The sequence below is a fragment of the Cupriavidus sp. 05N39 genome (assembly GCF_056397325.1).
This window is the reverse complement of sequence record NZ_JBFTNE010000014.1, coordinates 84,202-100,903: the sequence shown is the minus strand read 5'-3', so window position 1 is coordinate 100,903 and position 16,702 is coordinate 84,202. Positions and strand designations below refer to the sequence as shown.

Here is a 16,702-nt window from a genome sequence, read left to right as displayed (position 1 = left end):
TCTAATGGGGTAAATCGCTTGATACGCGGCGCGCTAGCCCTGTGCGAACCGTGCCCGCACACTGCCGATGCCGCTAATGCGGGCCTCGAAGCACTGCCCCGGTCCGGCGGCGGCCATCGGGCCGAGCGCACCGGTCAGGATCAGGTCGCCGGCGCGCAGCGGGTCGCCCAGCGAGGCCAGCTTCCGGGCCAGCCAGACCGCGGCGTTGAGCGGATGGCCAAGGCAATCCGCACCCGAACCCATGGAGACGCGCTCGTCGTCCCGCAGCATTTCCATCTTCACGGTCTTCAGGTCCAGGCCGGCCAGCGGCACGGGCACAGCGCCGAGCACCACCAGGCCGCTGGAGGCGTTGTCGGCCACGGTATCCACGTACGAGATATCCCAGTCGCGGATACGGCTGCCGACCACTTCAATCGCGGGCAGCACGTAGGCGATGGCGTTGATCAGGTCCACCAGCGTGGCGTCCTCCTCCGGCACATCGCGGCAGAGCACCAGCGCGACCTCGGCTTCCGCCTTCGGCTGCAGGGTGCGCGCTACCGGAATCGGCTCGTCGTCGCCGAAGACCATGTCGGCGAACAACGTACCGAAGTCGGGCTGGTCCACGCCAAGCTGGCGCTGCACCGCTGGCGAAGTCAGGCCGATCTTGCGGCCCACCACGCGGCGGCCCTGAGCCCGCCACGCGTCGACGTTGGCGCGCTGGATGGCATAGGCCATCGCGGCATCGCCGGGCGGGATTTCGCCGCGCAGCGGTTCGACCGGCGTGCGCGTCTGCTCTGCCTCGCGCAGCCGCTTGGCAAGCGCGAGCGTCATTTCCTGGTTTGACATGGTTGATCCTGGTTGGGTTATGCGTGCCCGGTGGCAGGCCGTGCCTGCATCACGCCGAAGCCTGCGATCCATTCGTCGATGGGCCGGTAGTACTCGACCGATGCCTGGTAAGGCCCGGCGGCGGCCAGCGCGCCAAATGCGGCGATCCAGGTGCGGATCTCGTGCGCCGACTTGCCGGCGTCGCGCGTGATGTCGTCGTTGCGCATCGCATCCACCCCGCCCAGGTTGCCGCTGGCGAGCAGTTCCAGGAAAGCCCTGTCCCATGCCGGATTGAGCGGATGCAGGGGGCTGTCGCCCTTGGTGAAGGCTTGCGCGGCGGCCACGGTACGCGCCTGGCGGGCAGCACGCGACTCGGGCGACGGGTTGCGCCCCGCAATCAGGCGCTCGGCGACCTCCGCGTTGGCCGAAGCGATTTCCGGCACGGGCGGCTCATGTGAAATGCCGCCCGACCCCACCACCAGCACGCGCTTGCCCAGGCCTTGCAGGAAGCCACCGATGGCCTCGCCCAGCAGCCGCGCACGGCGGCACGTCGCCATGGGCGGCGCCACCGAGTTGATGAAGACGGGAATCACCGGGCACTGGCCGAGCCCGCCCAGCAGCACTTCCAGCGCCTGCGCGCAGCCGTGGTCCACCTGCATGCGGTACGACACGGCCACGTCCACGTCGCTGGCCAGCACGGCCTGCGCCATCGCAATGGCAGTGCCGCGCGGCACATCGAGCGGGCCGGCGAGACTCTTGAAGTCGCCGATGGCGCTGGCTTCGACGCCGATACAGAACTGCGGCATCACGTCATAAAAGAATCCATTGAAATGATCCGGAGCGAAGACCACCACCAGTTCCGGCGCAAAGGCCTGTACCCGGGCACGCGCCGCGGCCTGCACGCGCTCCACTTCGGCCACGATCTCCGGTGCGGGATCGTAATAGCCGTGCAGCGGCGTATGGGACAGGCATTCGAGATGCATCGGCATGTCAGGCTCCCCGCGCAAAGGCGATCGCGCGGCCGGGCACCGGCGCCGCGTCCGGCTGGGCAGGCAGTACGCCCGAGGCAGCAGATGCCGCCGGCGACACGTCGGCCAGGGCAAGCTTCCCGGCCAGCGCCTGGATGGCCTCCGACACCTGCTGCGGCGAGCACATGCCGGCCACGAAGCGGTCGGGACGCAGCAGCACCACGGAGTCCGGCACCTTGCCGAACCATTCCTTGAGGCGCCCGGCGGCATCGCCGATGGCAATCACGCCGTCCGGCACATCGTCGCGATAGGCGAGCTGCGTATCGGGCTTGGCCATCACGAAACAGGCGCCCAGCTTTTCCCAGACGGCACGCGCTTGCGGCGTCAGGCCGAAGGTCGGGTCGGCACCCCAGGCAACGATGGCAAAGCGATTGCCGATCACGTCGTCGAGGCGCACCGTATGGCCTGCCTCGGTCCGCACCATCGGCTGGATGAACATGCGCCCGACCGGCGACCCGCCGGCCGGATCGCGGCCGTGGACAAGCCTTCCCACCAGCGAATCCCGTTTCTCGCTCATCAGCCCCAGCATGCGTCCCAGCGGCGAGTTGCCGGAGCGCTCCAGCAAGCGCGCGAGGAAGCCGTCGTCCCGCTGGCGCCCGGGCAACAGCACCACCCCGGATTCGTAGCGCGGCATGGGCTTGAAGCGCATCTCCACGAAGTACTGCTTTACCGGGGGAAACACGTTCAGCACCCGCGTCAGGCCGTCGCGCACCGACGCACCGAAGCGGCTGGCGGGCGCGAAGATGTCGCCCGCCACCTCCGACAGGTGGATCATCGAGCGCGCATGGGCGCGGCGTTCCACGCCATAGGTGTCGAGCAGGCGGTCCTGCGCCACGCCCTTGACCACCATCGCCAGCTTCCAGCCCAGGTTGCTCGCATCGCGGATGCCGCTGTTGTAGCCCTGCCCCTGCCAGACCGGCATGATGTGCGCGGCGTCGCCCGCCAGCAGCACGCGGTGGACGCGGAACGTGCGCGCCAGCCGCGCGTTGTGCGTATAGACGCGCTTGCGGATGTAGTCGACCTTGTCCGGCTCGGCCACCACCTTGCGGATCAGCGCGGCGAGGTTTTCCGGCCGGGACAATTCCTCTTCCGTCTCGCCGGGCATGACCATGAATTCGAAGCGGCGGATCCCGTGCGGCAGCGCGGCCGAGACATAGGGGCGGGTCGCGTCGCAATGCATGTAGATATGCGGCGTGCCGATCGGGTCGTTGCGCACGTCGACCACAATCCACTGGTTTGGCTTGGTGCGCCCTTCGAACGGCACATCGAGCGTGCGCCGCACGATGCTGTTGCCGCCATCGCAGCCCACCATATAGGCAGCGCGGATCGAAGTGACCCGCCCCTGCGCGTCTTCCGCGCTGAGGGTCACGCCAAGTTCGTCCTGTGTGAAGGCCGCGATGCCGTGGCCCAGCAGGACCCTCACATGCGCAAAGCGCTGCAGGCCGTCATACAGGACGCGGTCGGCCAGCGGCTGGATGAAGGCGTTGCGGCGGGACCAGCCAAACTCGTCGGTGCGCGGCTCGATCGATGCAAAGCAGCGGCCGGTATGCGTGACGAAGCGCATCCAGTGGTGCGGCGTGGTATGCGGCAGCAGCGCATCGGCCAGGCCGACCGACTGGAACACGCGCAGTGCCTCGTCGTCGAGCCCGATGGCGCGGGGGTAATCGATGATCTGGTCCAGCTTCTCGACCAGCACGACGCGCACGCCCTGCAGGCCAAGTATGTTGGCGATCATCAGGCCAACCGGCCCGGCGCCGATGATGGCGACGTCGGTGGCAAGATCCTGCGGACGAGCGTCTCCGCCCGCCATCTCGATGGCGTTGTTCATGTCTCCTCTCCTGCTGTTTCGCGGATCTGGCGGGCTTAAACCGCAGTCGCTTCCGGCACGGCGTTGCCGAGCAGGAAGTTCAGGTGAATGCGGTTGAAGGTGGCGGCATCCTCGAACTGCGGCCAGTGGCCACAGCCATCCATCACCGTGAACAGCGCGCCGGGAATCATGGTGGCGATGCGGCGGCCTTCCGAGACATCGGCGGTGGGGTCATCCGAGGTCCACAGCACCAGCGTCGGGGCCTTGATGCGGCCATAGTGCTCGGCGCGCAGGATGTTGCGCTGGCGCGTTTCCATGTCCTGCAGCACCATGTTGCCGCGCTGGGCCTCGACCATGCCCGCTTGCGCGTAGATGGCCTGGCGCGTGGCGATCAGGTCGTCGAAGGCCTTGGCCTTGTCGGCCATCAGCCATTCCACGCGGGCCTTGATGAAGTCCCAGCCCGGTTCTTCCACGGCGCGCATCGACAGCGTCTTGAGGCGCTCCATCACCACCGGGTCCGCCTGCGATCCGCCGGCCGTGTTCAGTACCAGCCGCTCCACCCGCTCGGGATGGTCGATGGCCAGTCGCGAGGCCACCCAGCCGCCCAGCGACTCACCGCTGAACGAGGCGCGCTCGATGCCCAGGGAATCCATCACGCGGATCACATGGTCGACGTAATCGGGAATCTCGCGCCCGCCTGCCGGCTTGTCGGTCCAGCCGTGGCCGATCATGTCGATGGCCCATACGTCGAAATGCTCGGCATGCGATTGCAGGTTGCGTACATAAGCCTCGGCGTGGCCGCCGACACCATGCAGCAGAATCAGTGCTGGCTTGTCGCTGCTGCCGGCATGCAGGTAACGGGTGCGGATGCCTTTGGCATCGAGCCAGCCCTGGCTGAAGGAAACGCCGCGCAACTCACCCCAGATGCTCTGGAACGGCTGGCTGGCCTGGCTGGACTGGACGGGCTTGAGGCTGGTGGCGGCGCTGGGCATCGTGTCTCCTTCGTTCGTGAATGTCTAAGTAGTACAGCGGAGTGTAGAGACCCGATTGCATCCCGACAAAAAAACGAACAGAATGTGCAAGGAGTGCACAACGTTGATTTAAAAGGGTTTTTTAGGGTAATTTATGCCGCATAGCCGAACCTCCCCGTATGCCAGCGTGCGCGGGCTTAGCCGTGGACTGGACGTGCTGAAGGCGCTGAACCGGATGGAAAGCGGGCGCGGGACCGCCCTGCAACTGAGCGAACTGACCGGGCTGCACCGCACCACGGTCAGGCGCCTGCTGGAGACGCTGATCGCGGAAGGCTACGTGCGCCGCAGCGAGTCGGACGACAGCTATCGCCTGACGCTGCAGGTACGGGCCCTGAGTGAAGGCTTCAATGACGACGAGTGGATCTCCACCATCGCCGCGCCGCTGATGGGAGAACTTTTGCAGCGCGTGCTGTGGCCGTCCGACCTGACCACGCCCGACGGCGACGCCATGATCATTCGCGAAACCACCCATCGCTTCAGCCCGCTGTCCTTTCACCGTGCGATGGTGGGACGGCGCCTGCCGATGCTCTCGACGGCAGCCGGGCGGGCCTATTTTGCGTATTGCGGCGACGCCGAACGGGACGATATCCTCAACCTGCTCCGTTCGGGGGCGGGGGGCGAAGAACAAGCGGCGCTGGCCAATAACGCAGCCTATGTCCGCAAGCTGGTGGAGCGCGTGCGCGCGGATGGCTTTGGCTCCAATCGCGGCGACTGGCTCGAGCAGCGCAAGATCGGCGCCGTCGCCGTGCCGATCCGGTATCAGGACCGCGTGCGCGGCAGCCTGAACGTGGTGTATCTCGCGCGCGCCCTGAGCGAGGAAGAAGCGATCAAGCGGTTCGTTGCGCCGCTGCAGGACATCGCAAATCGTGTCCAGGAAGGCATGGCCGCGCCCGTGCCAGCACGGCAGACCACCTAGGCGCGGCTCAGTCCAGCGCGATCTTGTGCGCGCGGATCAAGGCTCCCCACTTCACGCGCTCACGCTCCACGAACTCGGCAAATCCTGCCCGCGTGTCGCCCATGGGTTCAAGGCCAAGCTCCTGCATCTGCCTGACCACAGCCGGATCCTTCAGCGCGGCCGTGATCGCCGCGTTGAGTTTGTCGACTGAAGCGGCCGGCGTGCCGGCCGGCACTACCACGCCCTGCCAGGCAAAGGCCGTGAACCCCGGCAAGCCGGCTTGCGCAAAGGTCGGAACATCCGGCAGTACCGCCGATCGTTGTTCAGCGGGCAGCGCAATCGCTCGCAGGCGGCCGGCGCGGATCAGCGGCACCGCTGCCGACAGGTCAGCCATCATGAAATCGACCTGTCCGCCCGCCACGTCTTGCAGCGCCGGCAGGGTGCCCTTGTAGGGCGCATGCACCGCGCTGGCCTGCACGCGGTCCAGCATCAGTTCGGCACTCAGATGATGCGGGCTGCCGGCGCCCACCGAGGCATAGGTCGCCTTGCCCTGCCCGGCCTTTATCCAGGCGATGAACTCGGGCAGCGTATTCATCGGCAGAGCCGGGTTGGTCACCAGCACCACCGGCAGCTTCACCAGCGAGGTGACCAGCGTGAAGTCCCTGCCGACGTCGTAAGGCAGCTTACGGTACAGCGCGGGATTGAGCACCAGCATGCCCTGYCCGGCGGTCAGCAGCGTGGCGCCGTCGGCGCGGGCCTTGGCCACGTCCTGCGCGGCCAGGATGGTGGCGCCACCGGGCTTGTTGTCGACCACGATGTTCCGGTGCATGACCGGCGCGATCGTCTGCGCGACGATGCGCGTGGCGAGGTCACTGCCGCCGCCCGCGGTAGAGGGCACCACCCAGCGTGCGGGGGGATCGGCGGCCAGGGCCTGGGTAACGCCGCAGAGCGATGCCGTCAGCAGGACCGCAGCACGGAATGTTTGCCGCGCGATAGAGAGCGAGCGCGCGCATGGCGGGCAGGCTGATGTTTGCATATTGTGACTCCTCGCTTCCTCTCTTGTTTTTCGTGCTGCCAGGATGGGACCTGCCTCGGATACGCTGATCTGCTCCTCTCTCCCGCTTGCGGAAAAAGGGGGCGGGGGAAAGGGCCGGCGCTGGTTACGCCTTCGTGCCGGAAAAAACCATTGGCTCCGCTTCCAGTGGTTCCTGGCCAAACCGCGCCAACCCTCTCCCCATGAGGGGAGAAGGAGTAACAGCCGTCGTCATTGCAGACGGTTTTGGCGCACCGGCCGGCTCCGGCTAGTACGTCTTGTCCCCGCCGGCCCCGGCACCGCCCCGCCCCTTGAACTGCGCAGCCAGGCTTTCCGCCGCACGGGCCAGCATCGTGGCATCCACGCCAACCGCGGTAAACGTCGTCCCGAGGGCCATGTACTTGCGGGACTGCGCCACATCGGCGCTGAGAATGCCCGCCCCCTTGCCGGCGCGGCGGATGCGCGCGATAGCGCCGGCGATGGCGCTCTGTACCTCTGCATGGCCCGGATTGCCAAGGTGCCCCATATCGGCAGCCAGGTCCGCCGGGCCGATGAATACGCCGTCCACGCCTTCGGTGGCCGCGATCTCGTCCAGATGTTCAAGCCCGGCGCGCGTCTCTACCTGCACCAGCACGCACATCTCGCTGTTGGCGCGGCCCAGGTAGCCATCGACGCGGTTCCAGCGCGAGGCGCGCGCCATCGCGCTGCCCACGCCGCGCACGCCTTCCGGCGGATAGCGCGTCGCCGCTACGGCGGCGGCGGCCTCGACGGCGTCCTGCACCATGGGCACCAGCAGCGTCTGCACACCAAGGTCGAGCAGTTGCTTGATCTGCACGGTGTCGTTCCAGGACGCGCGCACCACCGGTTGCACCGGATAGGCGGCCAGCGCCTGCAACTGCGCCAGGATGGACGGCACCGTGTTGGGCGCGTGCTCGCCGTCGATCAGCAGCCAGTCGAAGCCGGCGCCGGCGAGCACCTCGGCCGCGTACGGGCTGGCCAGCCCGAGCCAGAGCCCGACCTGCTGCTCGCCCGCGGCGAGCGCGCGCTTGAAGGTATTGAGGGGAAATTCCATGATGGCCTCGGATTCATGCGAAATGGCAAGCCACGGCGCCCAGCGCGCCGTAATCCACCTGGAATGTATCACCCGGGCTGGCGGCCACCGGCCGGGTGAAGGAGCCGCCAAGGATCACCTCGCCCGCTTCCAGGCTCACGCCGAACGGATGCAGCTTGTTCGCCAGCCAGGCCACGCCGTTTGCCGGATGGTTGAGCACGCCGGCGGCCACGCCGGTTTCCTCGATCACGCCATTGCGCGACATGATGGCCGAGACCCAGCGCAGGTCCACATCGAAGGGCCTCACCGGCCGGCCGCCCATGACCACGCCGGCATTGGCGGCATTGTCGGCGATGGTGTCGAACACCTTGCGCGGGCGCTTGCTGTCGGGGTCGATCGAATGGCTGCGCGCATCGATGATCTCCAGCGCGGGGATCACGTAGGCGGTGGCGTCGTAGACGTCGAACAGCGTGCAGTGCGGCCCCTTGAGCGGCTTGCCAAGCACGAAGGCCAGTTCCACCTCCACGCGCGGCACGATGAACCGGCCGGGGGGAATCGTTGCGCCGTCCTGGAAGAACATGTCGTCGAGCAAAGTGCCGTAGTCGGGCTCGTCGATTTGCGAGGACAGTTGCATGGCGCGCGAGGTCAGGCCGATCTTGTGGCCCTTGACGGTGCGGCCCCCGGCCAGCTTGTGCGCGATCCATTCCCGCTGGATGGCGTAGGCGTCTTCGATGGTGATGTCGGGATGGTCCAGCGAGATCTGCCGGATCTGCTTGCACGATTGTTCCGCATCGTGCAGGCGATGGGCAAGCTGGCGAATCAGCTCAGGGCTGAGCATGGGGTCTCCGTGGGTAGCGTTGAGATTGAGTGGGCGTGGCGCCGGTCAGGCTTTCTTGAAGCGGGCATGGACGTTGTTGTGCTTGTAGCTGCCGCCCTCGTTGAACTCAACCAGCTCCATCGACAGCGCCAGGTAGCGCCGCGCGTACAGCTCGGCAAAGTGCGCCTTGACGGCCTCGAACAGCGCGTCGCAAGCCGTCTTCTTTACCGCCTCGGCGCGCCCGGCGCCGATCTTCAGCGTGATATGGACGAAGGCATAGTCCTCCTCGCCGTCCGCCATGCGGTAGTCGGTCAGTGCCAGCGCGCGCGAGCGGATGCCGCCGGTGGGAAACACCCCGTCCTGCGCGATCAGCACGTCGTTGATGGTCTTGAGCAGGGCCGGCACGCGCGCCTCGGCCCGGATGTTATCGGTGTACTCGACGATGATGTGGGGCATTGGCGGCCTCGTTGGTGAGTCGTGATCCAGTGATCCAGCGATCCAGTGATCCGTCAGCGCACCGGGAAGACCGCATTGATCTGGCCCGTGCCGGAACTGGTGAAATAGTCTGTGACGATATCGACAGGCTGGTCGTACTTGTCCCAGCCCAGCAAGCCAAGCAGCATGGCCGTATCGTGCATGCCGCCCTCGCCGATGCAGTGCTCGTTGTACTCGGGCAGCATGCGGCAGAAGGTGGCCCAGTCGCCCTGCTTCCACAGTTCCACCACGCGCAGGTCCACCTGTTTGAAGAACTCGCGGCTGATCTGGTGGATGCTTTCCTCGGGGCTGTTGTTGTCGTTGAAACGGTGCGACAGCGAGCCGCTGGCGAGAAAGGCCACATTGGCGTCGCTGGCCTCGATGGACTCGCGCAGCGCGGCGCCGAAGCGGCGGCTCTCGTCGAGCTGGTGCCAGGCGCACCAGGCCGCGACCGACACCACCTTGAAGTGGCGGTCGGCGTTCATGTAGCGCATCGGCACCAGCGTGCCGTATTCCAGTTCCAGGCTGGCGATCTCATGGGCGCGCGTCATCACGCCACGTTCAGTCGCGGTGCTGGCGATCAGGCGGCCCAGTTCGGGGTTGCCGTCGTAGGCATAGGCCATGTCCTTGATGAAGTGCGGCAGCTCGTTGCTGGTGTAGATGCCTTCGAAATGCGCGTTGCAGTTGACGTGGTAGCCGGCGTTGACCAGCCAGTGCACATCGGCCACTACGATGGTGTCGACCCCAAGCTCGCGGCAGCGCCGGCCGATCTCGCGGTGGCCGGCGATTGCCGCTTCGCGGCAACCGTGGTGCTTGCCGGGTAGCTCCGACAGGTACATCGACGGTACGTGCGTGATCTTGGCGGCGAGTGAAAGCTTGCCCATTGCGGTGTCTCCTGTTTTGTCATGGCGCCGGTTCGCAGCCCACCCGGCGCGCCGGGTGCTCTCAAACGCCCCAGCGCGGAATGTGATGCCCGCCCATCGAGATACAAACGTTCTTCACCTCCGCAAACACCTCGAAGCTGAACTCGCCCCCTTCGCGCCCGGTGCCGGACGCCTTGGTGCCACCAAAAGGCTGCCGCAGGTCCCGCACGTTCTGGCTGTTGACGAACACCATGCCAGCCTCGATGCCGCGCGCCAGCCGGTGCACCTTGCCCACGTCCTGCGTCCAGATATACGAGGCCAGGCCGTAGGCGGTGTCATTGGCCATGGCCAGGCCGTCATCCTCGCCCTTGAAGGGGATCAGGCAGGCCACCGGGCCAAAGATTTCCTCCTGCGCCACGCGCATGTGGTTTTCCACATTCGCCAGCACGGTAGGCTGCACGAAGTTGCCGTTGCGCAGGTGCGCCGGCAGATCGGACGGACGTTCCGCGCCGCCGGCCAGGATGGTGGCGCCCTCCTGCTCGCCCAGGCGGATATAGCCCGTGACCTTCTCCCAGTGCTGCTGGGTGATCATGGCGCCCACATGCGTCTGCTCGCTGGTCGGGTCCCCCACGCGCAAACGCCTGGCGCGCTCGGCGAACTTGCGCGCGAAGTCGTCATAGACGGTGTCCTGCACGAAGATGCGCGAGCCGGCGGTGCAGCGCTCGCCGTTGATCGAGAAGATGGTGAATAGCGCGGCATCCAGCGCGCGCTCCAGGTCGGCGTCGTCGAACACCAGCACCGGCGACTTCCCGCCCAGCTCCATCGAGAACTTCTTCAGGCCGGCGCGTTCGATGATGCGCTTGCCGGTGGCGGTGCCGCCGGTGAACGACACCGCGCGTACATCCGGATGGCGCACCAGCGCGTCGCCCGCGCTGGCGCCGTAGCCCTGCACCACGTTGAGCACACCGGCCGGGACGCCGGCTTCCAGCGCCAGCATGCCGAGCTGGTCCGCCGTCAGCGGCGACAGCTCCGACATCTTCAGCACCGCGGTATTGCCCAGCGCCAGACACGGCGCGACCTTCCAGGTGGCGGTCATGAAGGGCACGTTCCACGGCGAGATCAGCGCGCACACACCCACCGGCTGGTAGAGCGTGTAGTTCAGCATCTGATCGTCGACCGGATAGGTGCGGCCGTTCATCTGCACGCACACCTCGGCGAAGAAATTGAAGTTCTCGGCGGCCCGCGGAATCAGCTGCTTGCCGGTCTGCGCGATCGGCAGGCCGGTGTCCTGGGTTTCCAGCGCGGCCAGGTGCGGCACGTGCTCGGTAATCAGGTCCGCCAGCCTGCGCATGATGCGCGCGCGCTCCTTGGCGGGCGTATTGGCCCACTTCGGAAAAGCCGCCTTGGCCGCCGCCACCGCGGCGTTGACCTCGGCCTCGCCGCCCGCGGCCACGGTGGCGATCTCCTCGCCGGTGGCGGGGTTCCAGGTCACGAAGGTGTCCTTGCTGTCGACCTGCTTGCCGTTGATCCAGTGCTTGATCATGTCTTCCTCCTTGTTGGCGCGTGGCGTATCAGCGCACGCTGCCGTATCCGGTGGCGCAGGCGATGGTGTTGACCAGCCGCCCCACGCCTTCGATTTCCGTGACGATTTCATCGCCCGGCTGTGTATCGGCCAGCCCTTCCGGGGTGCCGGTGAGGATCACGTCGCCCGCCTCCAGCGTCATGAAACTGCTGAAGTATTCGATGAGCCACGGAATGCCGAAGATCATGTCGCGCGTGTTGCCCTGCTGGGTCAGCTTGCCGTTGACGGTGGTGCGCAACGCCAGGTTCATCGGGTCCGGCACGTCGTCGCGATCGACCAGCCAGGGTCCGAGCGGGGTGCAGGTGTCGCGGTTCTTCACCCGCAGGTTGGGGCGGTAGTAGTTTTCCAGGTAGTCGCGGATGGCGTAGTCATTCGCCACTGTGTAGCCGCGCACGTAGTCGTAGGCTTGCGCCGCCTTGACGCCGCGTGCGGTGCTGCCGATCACCACCGCCAGCTCGCACTCGTAGTGCATGTACTTCACGCCTTCGGGCCGGATGGTGTGGGCGCGGTGGCCGATGAACGCGCCCGGCCCCTTGAGGAAGACCAGCGGTTCTTCCGGCGCCTTGAAGGCGAGTTCGCGTGCATGGTCGGCATAGTTCAGGCCGAGCGCGAACGTGGTGCGCGGCGCCAGCGGAGGCAGCCACGTCACCGCGTCCTCGCTGACCACACGGCCATCGTCGAGGCGCAGTGCGCCCTCGCCCACCGGTTGCGCGCTATGGATCAGGCCATCGAAGGCCACGCGTGCGGTTCTCATGCGGTCTCCCCAATGGCTGCCACGACCCTGTGCCGCAGGCACCCTACGCCTTCGATCTCGATCTCCACGGTGTCGCCGGCACGCGCCAGCGGCGCGCCTTCCGGCACGCCCGCCAGCAGCACATCGCCGGCTTCGAGCGACATGAAGGCGGTGACATCGGCCAGCAATTGCGCCACCGGGCGCAGCAGGTTGCCGGTGTGATTGCGCTGGCGTTCCTCGCCGTTGATGCGCACTACCATCATGAGCGTATCGGGGTTCCCCGCTTGCTCGCGCGCGGTCACCCACGGGCCGATCGGGCAATAGCCGTCGCGGCACTTGTGGCGCACCGCCGGGCGGTAGTAGCTGGCATGCGGCACGCTGACGTCCGACACCACCGTGTAGCCGGCGATATAGTCCGCGGCCCGCGCCGCATCGACGCGCGTGGCGCGGCAGCCGATCACGATGCCCAGCGCGGCGCCGATCTCCAGCGTGTCCTGCCCCGGCGGCAGCGCTACGTCGCTGCCGTGGGCGGCCAGTGTATTGGCGGGCTTGATGTAGAGGATGGGTCCGGCCGGAGGCGCCTGGTACGGCGCAGCGTTGACGCTGTCGCCCAGGGCCGCGAGCGCGCCCTTGAAATTCAGCAGCGTGCCGTAGACCGTGCCGGTGATGGCGGGCTGCCACATGAACTCGTCTTCACGCAGGGCGCGCGCCCCGTCCCACGGCAGCAAGGTGGCTTCGTCCACCGGCATTGCCCGCACCGGCCGGCCGCCGGCAGCGATTCTGGCTTGTCGCATCGTGCTCCTGTCTGGTTGCGCCCGCTCTGCGCCCGGCCATTGCATTGCCCGGCTTGCGGATCGTCGTGGCGGATCGCCCGTTGGCGCCGCCTGTACTTAACATGTTAATAAGATTGCGCGGGAGTTTCAAGTGCTTTGTGCCGTCCGGCTTCTCGCACATTCTGCGGCCGCTGGCAGGTTTCGCCCTGTACCGGGTCAGGCCTTGCTGCAGCGCAAATTTACTAATGCGCCGCAGCAGCAAAAGAGCTTGCTACCCGATTTTTTTGCAGCTTGAATGAAAACGTTTTCATTTCTGCCGCCATGCCTTCTTCGCTAACCGAGACCGGAACGACACACGTGAAGCGCAACCAGGACCGATCGCCCACCCTGCCCGACGCCGCCACCCTGGCTGACGTGGCGCAGACGGCCGGCGTCTCGCTGGCCACCGCGTCCCGCGCGTTCAACAGCCCGGCGCTGGTGCGCGAAGGCACGGTGCAGCGCGTGCTGGACGCAGCGCGGAAACTCAGCTTCCGCCCCAACCTGCTTGGCAGCAAACTGCGCGCGCAGCAAAGCCGCATGATTGGCGTGATGCTGCCGACACTGGAGAACGCCGTGTTCGCCGAATGCTGGCGCGGTATCGAAGACGCAGCGCTGGCCGCCGGCTACTCGCTGATGCTGGTGACCAGCGCCTACGACCCGGCGCGCGAGCGCGAACGCATCGAATACCTGCTGCGCCACCGCGTGGACGGCATGGTGCTGACCGTGGCCGATGCCGCCCGCAGCGCCGTGCTCGACCAGCTCGACGCGGAAGGTGTGCCCTACGTGCTGACCTACAACCAGGCTGCCGCCCGCAGCCAGCGCCATTCCGTCTCGGTAGACAACCGCGCCAGCGCCCGCGAAGGCGTGGAAGCGCTGATCGCCGCCGGGCACCGCCGCATCCGCGTGGTATCCGGCGCCTTCATCGCATCCGACCGTGCCCGCCAGCGCTTCGACGGCTACCGCGACGCCATGCGGGCGCACGGCCTGGAACCCGCGCCACCGGCATGCCTGCCCACCCACACGGCCAGCAACGCCGAACAGATCCGCGCGCTGGCCGTGGGGCCGGACGCGCCGACCGCCTTCTTCTGCACCAATGACCTGCTCGCGATCGGCGTGATCTCGGACCTGAAACGGCTCGGCCTGCGCGTGCCGCGCGACATCTCCGTGCTCGGCTACGACGGCATTGCGCTCGGCGCGCTGGTGGAGCCGGCACTGGCATCGGTGGTCCAACCCAATACCGAAATCGGCGAGCGCGCCGTCGCGCGTCTGCTTGCGCGCTTCGCGCCGTCCGGCACCGGCAAGCAGGACGGCGCCAGGCCCGGACGCATCACCCTGTTGCCACACACCCTGCGCCTGGGCGGCACCGTCGCCGCGCCGGCATGAACCGTCTTCCACCCGCTTTTCCCAGCCCCAGTCCGCTACTCAAGGAGTTCACCATGCAAGCAAGCCGTACCTGGCCCAAGCCGCTACGCTGGATCGCCATCGCACTCGGCGCCGCCGCCTTCAGCCAGGGCGTGGCAGCGCAAACCGCGATCTGCTACAACTGCCCGCCCGAATGGGCCGACTGGGCCTCGCAGATCCGCGCCATCAAGGAAAAGACCGGCGTCACGGTGCCGCACGACAACAAGAACTCCGGCCAGTCGCTCGCGCAACTCGTCGCGGAGAAAGGCAGCCCGGTCGCCGACGTGGTCTATTACGGCGTGACCTTTGGCATCCAGGCCAAGAAAGACGGCGTCACCGCCGCCTACAAGCCGGCCCACTGGAACGACATCCCCGACGGCCTGAAAGACCCGCAAGGCAACTGGTTCGCCATCCACTCGGGCACGCTCGGCTTCATGGTCAACGTCGACGCCCTGCGCGGCAAGCCCGTGCCGCAATCCTGGGCCGACCTGCTCAAACCCGAATACAAAGGCCTGATCGGCTACCTCGACCCCGCCAGCGCCTTCGTCGGCTACGTCGGCGCCGTCGCCATCAACCAGGCCCTGGGCGGCTCGATGGACAACTTCGGCCCCGCCTTCAAATACTTCCGCGACCTGCAGAAGAACCAGCCCATCGTGCCCAAGCAGACCGCCTATGCCCGCGTGCTCTCCGGCGAGATCCCGATCCTGCTCGATTACGACTTCAATGCCTATCGCGCACGCTACAAGGACAAATCCAACGTGGCCTTCGTGATCCCCAAGGAAGGCACGGTAGTGGTGCCCTACGTGATGAGCCTGGTGAACAAGGCCCCGCACGAAGCCGAAGGCAAGAAGGTGCTTGATTTCGTCCTGTCCGATGCCGGACAGGCGCTATGGGCCAACGCCTATCTGCGGCCGGTGCGCAGCGCCGCGATACCCAGCGAAGTGCAAGCCAGGTTCCTGCCCGCGGCGGACTATGCGCGCGCCAAGCCCGTGGATTTCGGCAAGATGGCGGAAGCGCAGAAAGGGTTTAGCGACCAGTATTTGAAGGAGGTCCGATGAGCGGATGGCTGCTCGCGCGATGGCCCTACGATGCTTGATGAGGCAGGCTGAGTTGGTTGCATCGCCATCGCTTTGCCTGCGCCCGCCCTCTCCCGCAAGCGGGAGAGGGGAGCAAGTCGATTCAAACCTCGCAGGGTGTAGCCGTGTGGAGCGCCCCCAAGGGCGGTCCACACCTCAACGCGATGCGAAGCGAGCCGTCAAGGTGTACCAGGCCGTATGGGGCGCCTCGGGATCCGGCGAAAAGAGCGGAAAAGAGGGACCCATGTTTGAGTATCGCCTTAAGGCGATGCGAGTTTGGGCCCCGGCCGCTCTTTTCGTCGGATCCCGAGGGGGTGTCGCCCCATCCGGCGCGCCTTCTTTGCCTACTTTCTTGGCAAGACAAGAAAGTAGGTCGCCCCCCGCAGGGGGGTGAAACCGCCTTTGACTTTAAGGTTTTAAGCCTTGGAAGTTGAAGTTGATTTTCAAACCCCGGGAGCATCCCCAACCATGCCCAAACAAAGCCCCCCCCTCCTCCTCTTCGCCCTCCCGGCCCTAATCCTCTTCACCGCCTTCTTCTGCCTCCCAATGGCAAAACTCCTGGCCATCAGCATCACCGGAGAAAAAGGCGCAAGCGTCTACTGGACCGTAATCTCAAGCCAACGCTATCTTCACAGCCTGATGGTAACGGTACTGCTCTCGGCAACCGTAACCCTGGCAACCCTGATCATCGCCGGCATCACCGGCACCTTCCTCCAACGCAACGCCGTCCCCGGCAAAGCGCTGCTGGTAGCCATGCTGACCTTCCCGCTAGCCTTCCCCGGCGTAGTCATCGGCTTCATGGTCATCATGCTGGGCGGCCGCAACGGCCTGCTGGCCATGGCAGGCGACTGGCTAGCCGGCGACCGCTGGACCTTCGCCTACGGCCTCACCGGCCTGTTCGTCGGCTACCTGTACTTCTCCATCCCCCGCGTCATCCTGACCGTGATGGCCGCGGTAGCCAAGCTCGACGCCTCCCTGGAAGAAGCCGCGCGCTCGCTCGGCGCAGGCCGCTGGCGCGTGGTGCGCGACGTCATGCTGCCCGCCCTGATGCCCGCCATGATCTCCAGCGGCGCGATCTGCTTCGCCACAAGCATGGGCGCTTTCGGCACCGCCTTCACGCTGGCGACGCAGCTCGATGTACTGCCGCTCACCATCTACAACGAGTTCACCAACTACGCCAACTTCGGCATGGCCGCAGCCCTGTCCGTACTGCTCGGCACGGTCACCTGGGCCTTGCTGGCGCTGGCGCGCTGGTTCTCGGGCGACGCCGTCGCCGCCACCGCATGAGGATTGCC

16 protein-coding genes are annotated in these 16,702 nt (G+C 66.6%); 4 read left to right on the top strand and 12 right to left on the bottom strand.

Features of this window, described 5'->3' with window-relative positions:
- Nucleotides 1-33 precede the first annotated feature (33 nt).
- From mhpD to AC1DN0_RS09630, 4 genes are read right to left on the bottom strand one after another with little or no spacing between them, the layout of a single operon-like run.
- Complete coding sequence (mhpD, locus tag AC1DN0_RS09645) at nt 34-825, bottom strand: 2-keto-4-pentenoate hydratase (RefSeq protein ID WP_441629741.1); 792 nt, start codon at nt 823-825, stop codon at nt 34-36.
- A 17-nt stretch (nt 826-842) separates the two neighbouring features.
- Nucleotides 843-1,793: a 3-carboxyethylcatechol 2,3-dioxygenase gene (locus AC1DN0_RS09640; protein ID WP_441629740.1), complete on the bottom strand. Its 951-nt coding sequence runs from the start codon at nt 1,791-1,793 to the stop codon at nt 843-845.
- Nucleotide 1,794: 1 nt separating this feature from the next.
- Nucleotides 1,795-3,660, bottom strand: coding sequence for a bifunctional 3-(3-hydroxy-phenyl)propionate/3-hydroxycinnamic acid hydroxylase (locus tag AC1DN0_RS09635; RefSeq protein WP_441629739.1), 1,866 nt, complete (start codon nt 3,658-3,660; stop codon nt 1,795-1,797).
- A 35-nt stretch (nt 3,661-3,695) separates the two neighbouring features.
- Nucleotides 3,696-4,631: an alpha/beta fold hydrolase gene (locus AC1DN0_RS09630; protein ID WP_441629738.1), complete on the bottom strand. Its 936-nt coding sequence runs from the start codon at nt 4,629-4,631 to the stop codon at nt 3,696-3,698.
- A 133-nt stretch (nt 4,632-4,764) separates the two neighbouring features.
- On the opposite strand from AC1DN0_RS09630, the gene AC1DN0_RS09625 reads away from it, so the two are divergent.
- The gene (locus tag AC1DN0_RS09625; RefSeq protein ID WP_441629737.1) at nt 4,765-5,586 is read left to right on the top strand and encodes a DNA-binding transcriptional regulator; all 822 of its coding nucleotides are present in this window, start codon (nt 4,765-4,767) and stop codon (nt 5,584-5,586) included.
- A gap of 7 nt (nt 5,587-5,593) precedes the next feature.
- Here the strand turns inward: AC1DN0_RS09625 and AC1DN0_RS09620 are convergent, their stop codons facing one another.
- The 8 genes from AC1DN0_RS09620 to AC1DN0_RS09585 form a co-directional block, all read right to left on the bottom strand.
- Nucleotides 5,594-6,601: a Bug family tripartite tricarboxylate transporter substrate binding protein gene (locus tag AC1DN0_RS09620; protein WP_441629736.1), complete on the bottom strand. Its 1,008-nt coding sequence runs from the start codon at nt 6,599-6,601 to the stop codon at nt 5,594-5,596.
- A gap of 265 nt (nt 6,602-6,866) precedes the next feature.
- Nucleotides 6,867-7,670: a 4-hydroxy-2-oxoheptanedioate aldolase gene (gene hpaI, locus AC1DN0_RS09615; RefSeq protein ID WP_441629735.1), complete on the bottom strand. Its 804-nt coding sequence runs from the start codon at nt 7,668-7,670 to the stop codon at nt 6,867-6,869.
- Nucleotides 7,671-7,683: 13 nt separating this feature from the next.
- Nucleotides 7,684-8,487, bottom strand: a complete 804-nt coding sequence (hpaH, locus tag AC1DN0_RS09610) for a 2-oxo-hept-4-ene-1,7-dioate hydratase (protein WP_441629734.1) — start codon at nt 8,485-8,487, stop codon at nt 7,684-7,686.
- 45 nt (nt 8,488-8,532) lie between these two features.
- Nucleotides 8,533-8,922 (bottom strand): 5-carboxymethyl-2-hydroxymuconate Delta-isomerase, encoded by a 390-nt coding sequence (locus AC1DN0_RS09605; protein WP_441629733.1) that lies wholly within the window; start codon nt 8,920-8,922, stop codon nt 8,533-8,535.
- 53 nt (nt 8,923-8,975) lie between these two features.
- Complete coding sequence (gene hpaD, locus AC1DN0_RS09600; RefSeq protein WP_441629732.1) at nt 8,976-9,824, bottom strand: 3,4-dihydroxyphenylacetate 2,3-dioxygenase; 849 nt, start codon at nt 9,822-9,824, stop codon at nt 8,976-8,978.
- A gap of 61 nt (nt 9,825-9,885) precedes the next feature.
- The gene (hpaE, locus tag AC1DN0_RS09595) at nt 9,886-11,346 is read right to left on the bottom strand and encodes a 5-carboxymethyl-2-hydroxymuconate semialdehyde dehydrogenase (protein ID WP_441629731.1); all 1,461 of its coding nucleotides are present in this window, start codon (nt 11,344-11,346) and stop codon (nt 9,886-9,888) included.
- 28 nt (nt 11,347-11,374) lie between these two features.
- Nucleotides 11,375-12,139: a fumarylacetoacetate hydrolase family protein gene (locus AC1DN0_RS09590; RefSeq protein ID WP_441629730.1), complete on the bottom strand. Its 765-nt coding sequence runs from the start codon at nt 12,137-12,139 to the stop codon at nt 11,375-11,377.
- Nucleotides 12,136-12,801 carry a fumarylacetoacetate hydrolase family protein gene (locus AC1DN0_RS09585; protein ID WP_441629785.1) on the bottom strand — a complete coding sequence of 222 codons (666 nt, stop codon included), beginning with the start codon at nt 12,799-12,801 and terminating at the stop codon, nt 12,136-12,138. Before AC1DN0_RS09585 ends, AC1DN0_RS09590 begins: the two co-directional genes overlap by 4 nt.
- A 447-nt stretch (nt 12,802-13,248) precedes the next feature.
- On the opposite strand from AC1DN0_RS09585, the gene AC1DN0_RS09580 reads away from it, so the two are divergent.
- The 3 genes from AC1DN0_RS09580 to AC1DN0_RS09570 all read left to right on the top strand — a co-directional run bounded on the left by AC1DN0_RS09580 (nt 13,249) and on the right by AC1DN0_RS09570 (nt 16,694).
- Nucleotides 13,249-14,313, top strand: a complete 1,065-nt coding sequence (locus AC1DN0_RS09580; RefSeq protein WP_441629729.1) for a substrate-binding domain-containing protein — start codon at nt 13,249-13,251, stop codon at nt 14,311-14,313.
- A 53-nt stretch (nt 14,314-14,366) separates the two neighbouring features.
- Nucleotides 14,367-15,389 (top strand): ABC transporter substrate-binding protein, encoded by a 1,023-nt coding sequence (locus tag AC1DN0_RS09575; RefSeq protein WP_441629728.1) that lies wholly within the window; start codon nt 14,367-14,369, stop codon nt 15,387-15,389.
- A 486-nt stretch (nt 15,390-15,875) separates the two neighbouring features.
- Complete coding sequence (locus AC1DN0_RS09570; RefSeq protein WP_441628840.1) at nt 15,876-16,694, top strand: ABC transporter permease; 819 nt, start codon at nt 15,876-15,878, stop codon at nt 16,692-16,694.
- The last annotated feature ends 8 nt before the right edge of the window (nt 16,695-16,702 follow it).